The 11,159-nt window shown below is 65.9% G+C and carries 9 protein-coding genes; 4 read left to right on the forward strand and 5 right to left on the reverse strand.

From position 1 onward, the window contains the following. Nucleotides 1-37 precede the first annotated feature (37 nt). The 3 genes from metH to DIZ22_RS00585 all read left to right on the forward strand — a co-directional run bounded on the left by metH (nt 38) and on the right by DIZ22_RS00585 (nt 5,692). On the forward strand, nt 38-2,641 hold the full coding sequence (gene metH / locus DIZ22_RS00575) for a methionine synthase (protein WP_122927855.1): 2,604 nt from the start codon (nt 38-40) through the stop codon (nt 2,639-2,641). A gap of 142 nt (nt 2,642-2,783) precedes the next feature. After that, nucleotides 2,784-3,053 (forward strand): SemiSWEET family transporter, encoded by a 270-nt coding sequence (locus tag DIZ22_RS00580; RefSeq protein WP_004210495.1) that lies wholly within the window; start codon nt 2,784-2,786, stop codon nt 3,051-3,053. Between the two features lie 101 nt (nt 3,054-3,154). Continuing rightward, nucleotides 3,155-5,692, forward strand: a complete 2,538-nt coding sequence (locus tag DIZ22_RS00585; RefSeq protein WP_048938357.1) for a sulfite reductase flavoprotein subunit alpha — start codon at nt 3,155-3,157, stop codon at nt 5,690-5,692. A gap of 309 nt (nt 5,693-6,001) precedes the next feature. Here the strand turns inward: DIZ22_RS00585 and DIZ22_RS00590 are convergent, their stop codons facing one another. The 5 genes from DIZ22_RS00590 to DIZ22_RS00610 all read right to left on the reverse strand — a co-directional run bounded on the left by DIZ22_RS00590 (nt 6,002) and on the right by DIZ22_RS00610 (nt 9,633). Further along, a complete protein-coding gene (locus tag DIZ22_RS00590) occupies nt 6,002-6,376 on the reverse strand; it encodes a DUF6386 family protein (protein ID WP_206364612.1) in 375 nt (124 codons plus the stop codon). A gap of 184 nt (nt 6,377-6,560) precedes the next feature. Further along, the gene (locus DIZ22_RS00595) at nt 6,561-7,430 is read right to left on the reverse strand and encodes an FAD:protein FMN transferase (protein WP_048938356.1); all 870 of its coding nucleotides are present in this window, start codon (nt 7,428-7,430) and stop codon (nt 6,561-6,563) included. A gap of 110 nt (nt 7,431-7,540) precedes the next feature. Then, a complete protein-coding gene (locus tag DIZ22_RS00600; protein WP_048938355.1) occupies nt 7,541-8,422 on the reverse strand; it encodes a DUF4198 domain-containing protein in 882 nt (293 codons plus the stop codon). 15 nt (nt 8,423-8,437) lie between these two features. Next, on the reverse strand, nt 8,438-8,971 hold the full coding sequence (locus DIZ22_RS00605; protein ID WP_048938354.1) for a DUF2271 domain-containing protein: 534 nt from the start codon (nt 8,969-8,971) through the stop codon (nt 8,438-8,440). A 17-nt stretch (nt 8,972-8,988) separates the two neighbouring features. Beyond that, nucleotides 8,989-9,633 carry a PepSY-associated TM helix domain-containing protein gene (locus DIZ22_RS00610; protein ID WP_048938353.1) on the reverse strand — a complete coding sequence of 215 codons (645 nt, stop codon included), beginning with the start codon at nt 9,631-9,633 and terminating at the stop codon, nt 8,989-8,991. 309 nt (nt 9,634-9,942) lie between these two features. Here DIZ22_RS00610 and DIZ22_RS00615 point away from each other — a divergent pair, with 309 nt between their 5' ends. Continuing rightward, a complete protein-coding gene (locus DIZ22_RS00615; RefSeq protein WP_048938352.1) occupies nt 9,943-11,064 on the forward strand; it encodes a VacJ family lipoprotein in 1,122 nt (373 codons plus the stop codon). Nucleotides 11,065-11,159 lie beyond the last annotated feature (95 nt).

The following is an 11,159-nucleotide window of genomic DNA, read 5'->3' on the forward strand; positions in this document are numbered from 1 at the left end:
CGCTTCTCGACAGGCTCGAAGCGAACGGATTGATAGAATGACCACGCAGACCTCCACCGCCACCTTCGTCAATATCGGCGAGCGCACCAACGTCACCGGCTCCGCCAAGTTCAAGAAGCTGATCATGGCCGGCGACTATGCCGCGGCGATCGACATCGCCCGCGAGCAGGTCGAAAATGGCGCGCAGATCGTCGATGTGAACATGGACGAGGGCCTGCTCGACGCGGTCGAGGCAATGACCACTTTCCTCAAGCTCATGACGTCGGAACCGGACATCAGCCGCGTGCCGGTGATGATCGACAGTTCCAAATGGGAAGTCATCGAAGCGGGTCTGAAATGCGTTTCCGGCAAGCCGGTGGTCAACTCGATCAGCATGAAGGAAGGTGAAGAGGCCTTTCTGCATCACGCCCGTCTCTGCATGGCCTATGGCGCGGCCGTGGTGGTCATGGCCTTCGACGAGACCGGCCAGGCCGACACCCAGGCCCGCAAGGTCGAGATTTGCGAGCGCGCCTACAAGCTACTGATGACGATCGGCTTCCCGCCCGAAGACATCATCTTCGATCCCAATATCTTCGCCGTCGCGACGGGAATCGAGGAGCATAACAACTACGGCGTCGACTTCATCGAAGCCTGCCGCGAGATCAAGAAGCGCTGCCCGCACGTCCATATCTCTGGCGGCCTGTCGAACTTCTCCTTCTCCTTCCGCGGTAACGAACCGGTGCGCCGGGCGATGCACTCGGTCTTCCTCTATCACGCCATCCCCGCCGGCCTCGACATGGCGATCGTCAATGCGGGGCAGCTGGACGTCTATGACGCGATCGACCCGGCGCTGCGCCAGGCGTGCGAGGATGTGCTGCTGAACAGCGATCCCGAAGCCGGCGATCGCCTCGTCGCGCTCGCCGAATCCTTCAAGGGCAAGGATGCCGCATCGGAAAAGGCCGCGCAGGAATGGCGCGGCTGGCCGGTCGCCAAGCGCCTCGAACATGCGCTGGTCAAGGGCATCGACATGTATGTGGTGGAAGACACCGAGGAATGCCGCCTCGCCGCCGAAAAGCCGATCCAGGTGATCGAAGGCCCGCTGATGGACGGCATGAACGTCGTCGGCGACCTGTTCGGCGCGGGCAAGATGTTCCTTCCCCAGGTGGTGAAGTCCGCCCGCGTCATGAAGAAGGCGGTGGCCCATCTGCTGCCCTATATCGAGGCGGCCAAGGAACCCGGCGCCAAGGGCAAGGGCAAGATCATCATGGCGACCGTCAAGGGCGACGTCCATGATATCGGCAAGAATATCGTCGGCGTCGTGCTCCAGTGCAACGGCTTCGAGGTGATCGACATGGGCGTGATGGTGCCCTGGCAGGACATCATCAAGGCAGCGAACGAGAATGACGCCGACATGATCGGCTTGTCCGGCCTCATCACCCCTTCGCTCGACGAGATGGTGACGGTGGCGGCCGAAATGCAGCGCGCCAACATGACCATGCCGCTGCTGATCGGCGGCGCGACCACCTCGCGCGTCCACACTGCGCTGCGCATCGACCCCGCCTTCACCGGCCCGGTCGTCCATGTGCTCGACGCCAGCCGTGCGGTGGGCGTGGCGACGGCGCTCGTCTCCGAAACGCAAAAGGCCGATTTCGTCCAGAAGACCAAGGATGATTATGAGCATGTCCGCGTCGCCCGCGCGAACAAGGGGCAGAGCCAGCTCCTGTCGCTTGAGGACGCCCGCGCCAACGCCTTCGAAATGGACGAGAGCCTGAAGGCGCCGCGCCCGCTGCTGCCCGGCACCCACCGCTTCCCCGACTGGGATCTGAAGGATCTGGTCAACTATATCGACTGGACCCCCTTCTTCCGCGCCTGGGAACTGGCCGGCAATTATCCCGCCATCCTGGAGGACGAGATTGTCGGCGAAAGCGCCCGCAGCCTGTTCGCCGACGCGCAGAAGATGCTGGGCAAGATCATCGACGAGAAGTGGCTGACCGCGCGCGGCGTCGCCGGCTTGTGGCCCTGCCGTCGTCAGGGCGACGACGTCATCGTTCATGTCGAGGACGAGAAGCACTATACCCTGCCGATGCTGCGCCAGCAGATCGCCAAGCGCGAAGGCCGGGCGAACATGTGCTTGGCCGACTTCATCAGTCATGATGGCGACTGGATGGGCGGCTTTGCCGTGTCGATCCATGGCATCGAGCCGCATCTGGCTCGCTTCAAGAATGCGATCGACGATTATTCGGATATTCTGCTGAAGGCCTTGGCCGATCGTCTCGCTGAAGCCTTCGCCGAGCGGCTGCACCATTATGTCCGCACTGCGCTCTGGGGCTATGCCGAGGGCGAGCAGCTGACCAACGAGGCGCTGATCAAGGAAGAATATCGCGGCATCCGCCCGGCGCCCGGCTATCCGGCCTGCCCGGAACATAGTCTGAAGCCGATCCTGTTCGAGATGCTGGACGCGCACCACGCGACCGGCGCGACCCTGACCGAAAGCTTTGCCATGTTGCCGACGGCAGCGGTCAGCGGCTTCTATTTCGGCCACCAGCAGGCGGAATATTTCGGCGTCGCCCGCGTCGGCCGCGACCAGCTGGAAGATTACGCCCAGCGCCGTGGCATCGACCTGGAAACCGCCGAACGCTATCTGCGCCCCAACCTGGACTGACGCCCGGCGCCTCCCTCCATCGGGGGGAGGTTGCCTGCTCCCCCATGCCCGGCGGTGCCATGCGCGTCTCCGGGTAATTGCGGTCTTGCGCGCGGGCGGCGGTCGGTGGCTAAGTGCCGCCGACGACAGGCATGGGGGCAGGATGGCACGGCATCTCGACGAGCGGACGTTGCGGGTGGTCGGCTGGATCGCGACCGTCACCGCCATCCTCATGTATGGTTCCTATCTGGACCAGATCCGGATGAACCTTGCCGGGGACAAGGGATCGGTGATCCAGCCGCTGGCGACCGTGCTCAATACCTGTCTGTGGGCGGCCTATGGCTGGCTGCACAAGGACAAGGACTGGCCGATCATCGTCGCCAATGTGCCCGGTATCATCCTGGGCGCGACCTGCCTCTACACCGCGCTTTAGGGCGGATCTTGACCCGGTCTGCTTGAAACTAAGTCGCAATTGCATTCATATTGCAGATGCGTAATAGGCTGGGCTTTCGGATGACAGCCAACGGAGCCTAGGTGACCAAGCGCATATTGTTCCAGATCCACTGGTTCCTGGGGATCACCGCCGGCCTGGTGCTGGCGCTGATGGGCGTGACCGGCGCGACCATGAGCTTCGAGGATGAGATCAGCGAGGCGCTGTCGCCGCGCCTCTATGCGCCCGGCGTGCCGGCTGGGCCGGACCTGTCGCCCGACCAGTTGATCGCCAGGGTGCAGGCCGACCATCCGGGCTATTATATCGCGCGGCTGGACTGGGAAATGGCGCGCGACCGGTCGCACAGCGTGCGCCTGTCGTCGAGCGAAGGGCGCGGCCGCAAGCAGGGGCAGGTCGATCGGGCCACCGGCGCCTGGCTGGGTGCGCCGGCGGGCGAAGGCTTTTTCCACCTGATGGACGATCTGCATCGCTGGCTGGCGCTGCCGGGCGGCGGCAATGGCATCGGCCGGCAGATCACCGCCTTCAGCGCGATCTCGCTGATCTTCTTCGCCTTGTCCGGCCTCTATCTGCGCTGGCCGCGGCAGGCGCTGGACTGGCGCGCCTGGCTGGTGCTGGACCTGCGCAAGACCGGGCGCAACCTGTGGCGCGCGCTGCATGTCGTGATCGGCACCTGGGTGTTGCTCTTCTATCTGCTGAGCGCGCTCACTGGCCTGTGGTGGAGCTATGACTGGTATCGGCAGGGGGTGATATACAGCCTGACCGGCAAGGCGCCGGGCGAAGAAGGGCGGCGGACGGAAAAGCGCGAGGGGATCGCGCCGCGCCCGTCGATCGATCCGGCCTGGACCGCCTTCCGCCGCGCCACCGGCAATGACTATATCTGGGTGCGCATCACCCAGCCGGCGCCGTCGCAGCCGATGAAGACGATCAGCTTCGACGCCCGGCCCGAAGGGGCGCGCCATCTGCGCCAGACCGACAAATATAGCTATGATCCGGCCAGCTATGCGCTGGAGAAGCGCGACCTCTATGATCGCCGGCCGCTGGGCGTGATCATCACCCAGAGCGTCTATGAACTGCACCGCGGCGCCTTTTTCGGGCTGCCCGGCCGCATCATCATGATGCTGACCAGCCTCACCATGCCGCTGTTCACGGTGACCGGCTTCCTGCTCTATCTGTCGCGCCGCAAGCGCAAGCAGGCGGCGCGGGCGCTGGCCGGCGATGCCGCGGCGGTTGCGGGCGGCGACATGGGCGGCGGCGACCTGCTGATCGCCTATGCCAGCCAGACCGGGACGGCCGAGATCCGCGCGCGCAATGCGGCGCAGGCGCTGGCCCATGGCGGGGTGCGGGCACAGGTGGTGCCGGTCGGCCGGCTGACCCGCGATATGCTGGCGGGGGCGCAGCGAATCCTGTTCGTCGTTTCGACCTATGGCGAGGGCGAGCCGCCGGATATGGCGCGCGGCTTTGCCAGCCGGTTGCTGCGCGGCGGCCCGATCGATCTTGGTCATCTCCATTATGGCGTGCTGGCGATCGGCGACCGGGAATATCCCGATTTCTGTGCCTTCGGCATCGCGGTCGACGGCTGGATGGCGGGGGCGGGCGCGCAGCCGCTCTTCCCGCTGATCGCCATGGGGCATGAAGATGAAGCGGCAGAGCGGGCCTGGCATGATGCGCTGCATGATCTGGGCGCGGGCGAGGGCGATCGGGGCCAGATGGTGATCCCGTTCACGCCGTGGCGACTGGTGGCGCGCCATGCGCTCAATCCCGACAGTCCGGCGCTCACCGCCTATCATCTGCAGTTCGAGCCGGTCGGCACGGACGTGCCCGAATGGCAGGCGGGCGATATCGTGGAACTGCACCCCTGCAACGCGCCCGAGGCGGTCGAGGCGCTGCTGGCCAGCCAGGCGCCCGAGGGCGACTTGATCGCGGTGCCGGCGGAGTTGCGGGCGGAACTGGCACGCGCGATGCTGCCCGAAGCCGGAACCCCGCTCACCATGGCGGCGGCGCGGGCGCTGCGCCCGCTGCCGGCGCGCGAATATTCGGCGGCATCGATCATGGCCGATGGCGTGCTGGACCTGGTCGTGCGGCAGGTGCGCGATGGGGACGGGCGGCTGGGCATCGGCTCGGGCTGGCTGACCGCGCATATGGCGCCGGGCGAGACGACGATGATGCGGGTGCGGCCCAATCCGGGCTTCCGCACCGATCCGGTGGCGCGCGGCGCAATGATCCTGATCGGCAATGGCACCGGCATCGCCGGGCTGCGCGCCCATCTGCGCGCCGCCGCCCATGACGGGATGGGCGGCCACTGGCTGCTGTTCGGCGAGCGCAGCCGGGCGCATGAGCGTTATTTCGATGCGGAACTGTCGACCTGGCTGGCGGACGGCACGCTGGCACGGCTGGATCGCAGCTTCTCGCGCGATGCGGATTGCGGCCGCTATGTCCAGCATCTGCTGGCGGACGCCGGCGCGGAACTGCGCGAACGGATCGGCCAGGGCGCGACCATCCTGGTCTGCGGCAGCCTGGAAGGCATGGCGCAGAGCGTCCATGAGGCGCTGATCGCGATCCTGGGCGAGGCGATGCTCAATGACCTGGCCGAGGCCGGCCGCTACAAGCGCGACGTCTATTAAGGACGGATTGGAAGCGACCAGAAGCTGCCATCGTCACCCCGGCCTTGAGCCGGGGTCCCGCTTCTTTATCTGTTGCATAGAAAAGTGGGATGCCGGGTCAAGCCCGGCATGACGGATGTGGGTAGGGCGGCTAACGACCATTCTTCATCGTTCGGCGATTGTATTCGCCTCCCTGAAACCGGCCACTTATTCAGATGGCAAATCGAAGGACGAACGACCAAATCGGGTGGATAGCTGCCGTTCCCAATTACAGCCGTATCAATTGCGAGACCTCGTTTCTCGAAGCGGGGGCCGCGACGAACTTCACACTTATCCTTTGCCCGTCGCGCGAGACGAAAACTCTATAATTGGGCTCACGCACTTCGACAAAAAACCGGAGATGCCTTCGGGTTCGAAACCGCCGCCAGACATCTCCTCCCCAGCCCCAATGAAGACTCGACCTGACGGAGTATTCAAATTGAAACTAACCGCGTTCAGGTCAATCTCATCCGCAATCTCAAGTTGATAGGTTCCGTCAGTCCCAAGATTGAGGAACAAGGCATTTCCGTTTTGAACCTCGGCCAATTCGTTGGCGGGGATCGACCACCAATCACCGACATCGTTGACCCGGTGCTTCATCGCGCCAACGTCAAAAATGCAGATGGTCGCCGTGTCGGTCGCGACGGTATTAAACAACAGCACCATAGAAGCCCCGTGCGGTTTTGCGGGTAGTTTGAGAGCAAGTCGTCGATGTCCGCAAGGGGGCGATTGTTGCCGGACAATTTTTCTTCGCCAAGCGGCAGCTATTGCCGGTCATCTCTTCAATAGCCGCCTGTCCGCTTACCACCCATTCCCGCCCTCTGGGGCGCCACCTTGCCCAAAGTCGGCCTCAGTCGGCCAGCATGGCGGCGAGGGTGGGGGTCATATATTCCTGGCCGCCGGTTTCGGTGCGCAGGATGAGGCGGGCGGCGAGGTTGTGGCGGGTGGCGAGGGCCATGCCGCGATCGGCGCCCAGCACGGTGATCGCGGTCGCCCAGGCGTCGGCCAGCATGGCCGAGGCATGGAGCACGGTGACGGCAGCCACGCCCTCCGCAATGGGCGTGCCGGTCGCGGGATCGATGCTGTGCGACAGGCGGCGATCGCCCTCCATCCGGTAGCGGCGATAATCGCCCGAACTGGCCATGGAAAGGCCGCAGAGCGCGACCCGCAGCGTCGGGAGGTCGAGGCCCGGCGGCACTTCGGCATCGACCCACCAGGGCTGGATATCGGGTTTCACCCCTTCGCCGCGTAGTTCGCCGCCAATCTCCACCAGGAAGTTGGGGAGGCCGAGGCTGCGCAGGCAGGCCGCGACCGCGTCGACGGCATAGCCCTTGGCAATGCCGGAAAAATCGAGCGCGACGTCGGCGGTGCGCCGGGCGCGGTCGCCATTGAGTTCGATGCAGGTCCAGGGCGCGACCGAGGCGGTGGCGCTGCCGCCGGCGAGGGCCGGGCCGAAGCCCCAGCGCGCGACGATGCCGCCGATCGCCGGGTCGAAGGCGCCGTTCGACAGACGAGCCATGGACAGGCCCGCGCGCAGCACGCCCATCATCGCGGGCGGCAGGCGGGTCCATTGGCCGATCGGGCTGCGGTTGAAGCGGCTGATGTCGGAGCCGGCTTCCCAATTGCTCATCTCGCCGATGACGGCGGCCAGCACGGCCTCGACATGGGTCTGGCAGTCGGCGGGCGGATCGACGATGCGGGCCGACCATGTGGTGCCCATGGTCGGCCCGCCCAAAGTGACGATAGCGCCCTGACGCTGGCGCCCGGCAAATTGCTCGGGCGACAGGTCGGGCGCTATCGCGATCCGGACGGGATTGCCGGCGGGCCGGGTCAGGGCGCCAGCACTTCCAGCGTGGTGATGTAGGAGGCGCGCTTCTGCGGCGGGCCGGCCGGCGGCGCGGGCGGTGCGCCCTGCGGCTTGCCGCCCTGCGCGCCCGGACCACCAGGACCGCCGGGGCCACCTTCGCGGCCGCCACCGGTGCTGGCGTTCAGCCAGTACATGCCGGGGGCGCCCCATTTGACGGCCAGCTTGCCATCCTTGTCGGTGACGAGGTCCATCTGGCCCAGCGCATCGCGATAGCGGATGCCGCCGGGAATGACGGTGACCTTGAGGTCGGCGGCGGGCTTGCCGTCGAGCAGGAACTGGAAGGTCGCGGTCTCGCCCGACACCAGGTCATTGGGATGGGTCACCGGGACCAGTTCGATGCCGGTGCCGGTCGGCTTGAAGATGGTGGTGGTCGGCGCGCCCAGCGTCACGAAGATCTCGTTGCGGTTGCTCGCCTCGGCGGTCTGGACATTGGTGGCGCCGGCGGGGATCGCCTGCGCCAGATTGGCCTTGGTGGTGCCGCGCGGCAGGCGCTCCTGCTTGCCGTTCAGGGTGTAGCTGCCCATCACCATGGTCGAGACATTGGCGATGCGATAGGTACCGGGCTTGGTCAGATGCACGTCGAAGGTCGAACGATATTTGCCGGTGGCGGCATTTTCGATCTTGCCGGTGGTACCATCCGGCTCGGTCACGGCGATGCCGTCGGTGCGCATCGGGAAATGTTCGAAATAGAAGAGGTCGTTGGAGACCGCCGCGTCGACCGTCACCCAACTGTCGGTGCCCGACAGGGTGGTGGAGGAGGGCAGCATCCACTGGCGGTGGGCCTGGGCCGCGCCAGAGAGCATCAGGGCGGCAAGCGCGCCCGCGATCAGATATTTGGCTTTCATGGTCTTTGTCCCCTGTTACTTGCCGAAGCTGACGCTGACGGCGCCGAGTTCGCTGCTGCCCTGCGCCTTGGCGGCGACGCCGGGCTTGGCCGGCCAGGTGAAGGGCAGGCGGAGCAGTTCGCGGCCGCCGACTTCACGGGCGGCTTCCACCACCAGCGTATATTTGCCCGGACCCAGGGCGCCGAGCGGCCCCTTGCCGGCGGTGAAGGCGATCTTCTGGTCGCCCGGCGCGCGGGTCGCGCCCGATACGCCATCGGCCGGGAAGCTCATCGTGCGGCCCGACACGCGCCACCACTGGCGGATGTCGCGCAGCCATTTGGTGCCTTCGCCCTTGGCCTTGTCGACATCATACCAGACCGCGAGCGTGCGGGGGGCGGCGCCCTCCTTCTCCAGCCAGATGGCGACATAGGGGCGATGATATTCGGCGACCGACAGGCGCGGGATATTGACCGTGACGGTCATGGTCTGCGCGGCTGCCGGCGCGGCCAGTGCGCCGGTGACGCCGAGTGCGGCGCCGCCGGACAGGATGAGCTTGGGACTGATCTGCATGGAAAGATGGACCCCCGTTAGTGGATGAAGAGGATGGCGAGCAGCGCCGGCAGCGCAAGCCCGATCGCGACCAGCGGCCAGGTGCTGGGCCGCTTGGCGGCGTGCAACTGGAGCAGCAGCAGGCCGGTCAGCGCGAACAGGAAGCAGGCGACGGCGAAGATATCGATGAACCATTTCCACACGGTGCCGGCATTGCGGCCCTTGTGCAGGTCGTTGAGATAGCTGACCCAGCCGCGGCTGGTCGCTTCGCTGGTGACCTTGCCGTCATGCCGGTCGATCGACACCCAGCCATCGCCGCCCGGACGCGGCAGGGCGAGATAGACTTCGTCCGCCGACCATTCCGCCTCGCCCGCGCCGCTCTGGTCGATTTCCTTTTCGACCCATTGGGCGATCGGGGCGGGCAGGGGCTTCTTGGCATCGGGCGCGTCATCGGCCGCGACCAGCTTCAACAGCGGCGCGGGCAGGGTGGCGCTCTTCTCGACGGTCCGGGGCGACCCTTCGACATCGGCGGCGTGGTTGAGGGTGATGCCGGTGAAGGCGAAGAGCAGCAGGCCGATCAGGCTGATCGCCGAACTCACCCAATGCCAGGTATGCAGCTGCTTCAGCCAGAATGCCTTGGCGCTCTTCTTTTTCTTGGGCTGGGCGCGGGCGGGAGCGTGCATCGAGAGAACGGCGAGTCCTGTGGGAAATGAGGTGGCCCGAATAACGCGAACGACTCGCAATTGCAAACCGCTCGCAACAGGAAAAATGTATCAAAATGTAAGCGTTCGGGAACCAAAGCGCCGCACGGGCGTCTCCGCCTGCCGTCTCCTGCTTGACCACCATACTTGACGGGTGCGGCACGCCCCCCTAGCGAAATCAGCTTGGACAGCGATGTCGCGGGGATGCGATGTCTGTTTATCGGCCCTTATCCAGGCCGTTGCTGGCCGTTGGGCCCGTCGTCCAGACGGGGCCGTGACAAGGGACGATTTATGCTGCTTTCGGTTGCCGCCACTGGAATGATGCTGATGGCGGGACAGGGGGAGGTCGTGGACAGCGGCACTCCGGTGGTGCCGGCTGCGGCCGTGGCACCTGCGCCGGCGGAAACGCCCCAGACTGGTCCTGCCGATCCGCTCCAGCCCGCACCGGCGCCGGCACAGGCGCCGTCACCCGACAGTCCCTATCCGCCGCCGGTCGTGCTGCCGACGCTGAGCCCGATTGCGGAGCAGCCCAAGGAAGAGGTTCCGGTCGATCCCAATGCGATCGTCGTGACCGGCGATACCGGGCTGCGCAAGCGCGATCCCTTCGCCGCGATCAACGAACAGTCTTTCGAAGCGGTCCAGGCGGTCGACAAGGCGCTGATCGAGCCGGTGGCCAAGGCCTATAACAAGGGTCTGCCGCGTCCGGTGCGCAAGGGGCTGCGCAACTTCTTCTCGAACCTGGGCGAGCCGGTCGTGTTCGCGGCCTATATGCTGCAGTTTAAGCCGGGCAAGGCGTTCGAGACGGCCGGTCGCTTCGCGATCAACACGACGCTGGGCTTTGTCGGCCTGTTCGACGTTGCCAAGCGCAAGCCGTTCAGCCTACCCTATCGCCCCAATGGCCTCGCGAACACGCTGGGCTTCTATGGCGTGGGGACGGGGCCGTACATGTATCTGCCGCTGGTCGGCCCGACGACGCTGCGCGACATCATCGGCGACACGGTCGACAAGATGATCCTGCCCTTCGCGGTGGGCAAGCCCTTCACCCAGCCCACGGTCGTCATCCCGATGGCGGTGCTGGACCAGCTGGGCGAGCGCGCGGCGTTCGACGAGCGCATCCAGGCGATCCGTTCCGACGACAATCCCTATGGCAGCTATCGCGACCTCTATCTCAACCAGCGCAAGGCGGAGATCGAGGCGCTGCACGGTCGCTACACGCCGGGCGTGACGCCGGTCTATGGTCCGGGGCTGCGCGTGCCGGGCAAGGACAAGCCGGCAGCCGATGCGCCGGAGGCTGCGGCCCCGGTTGCTGCGGAGTCGGCACCGGCGCCTGCTGCTGCGCCGGCACCCGAACCGGCCCCCGCACCGGCGCCCAAGCCGTTGATGGTGCAGCCGCTGCCCGCCGACCCGCGCTGATCGCATCAAAGGCACGGAAAAGAAAAAGGCGCCCGATCACTGGATCGGGCGCCTTTTTTCATGGGCGACTGAAACCCCTTCCCGGTGAAGGGAAG

The organism is Sphingobium sp. LF-16 (assembly GCF_003711185.1).
Classification (GTDB): Bacteria; Pseudomonadota; Alphaproteobacteria; order Sphingomonadales; family Sphingomonadaceae; genus Sphingobium; species Sphingobium yanoikuyae_A.

Bases quoted from the DNA above. Each gene is read 5' to 3' on its own strand.
- metH (WP_122927855.1), top strand. From the start codon at position 38: ATGACCACGCAGACCTCCACCGCCACCTTCGTCAATATCGGCGAGCGC.
- DIZ22_RS00580 (WP_004210495.1), top strand. From the start codon at position 2,784: ATGGCACGGCATCTCGACGAGCGGACGTTGCGGGTGGTCGGCTGGATC.
- DIZ22_RS00590 (WP_206364612.1), bottom strand. From the start codon at position 6,376: ATGGTGCTGTTGTTTAATACCGTCGCGACCGACACGGCGACCATCTGC.
- DIZ22_RS00595 (WP_048938356.1), bottom strand. From the start codon at position 7,430: ATGGGCACCACATGGTCGGCCCGCATCGTCGATCCGCCCGCCGACTGC.
- DIZ22_RS00600 (WP_048938355.1), bottom strand. From the start codon at position 8,422: ATGAAAGCCAAATATCTGATCGCGGGCGCGCTTGCCGCCCTGATGCTC.
- DIZ22_RS00605 (WP_048938354.1), bottom strand. From the start codon at position 8,971: ATGCAGATCAGTCCCAAGCTCATCCTGTCCGGCGGCGCCGCACTCGGC.
- DIZ22_RS00610 (WP_048938353.1), bottom strand. From the start codon at position 9,633: ATGCACGCTCCCGCCCGCGCCCAGCCCAAGAAAAAGAAGAGCGCCAAG.
- DIZ22_RS00615 (WP_048938352.1), top strand. From the start codon at position 9,943: ATGCTGCTTTCGGTTGCCGCCACTGGAATGATGCTGATGGCGGGACAG.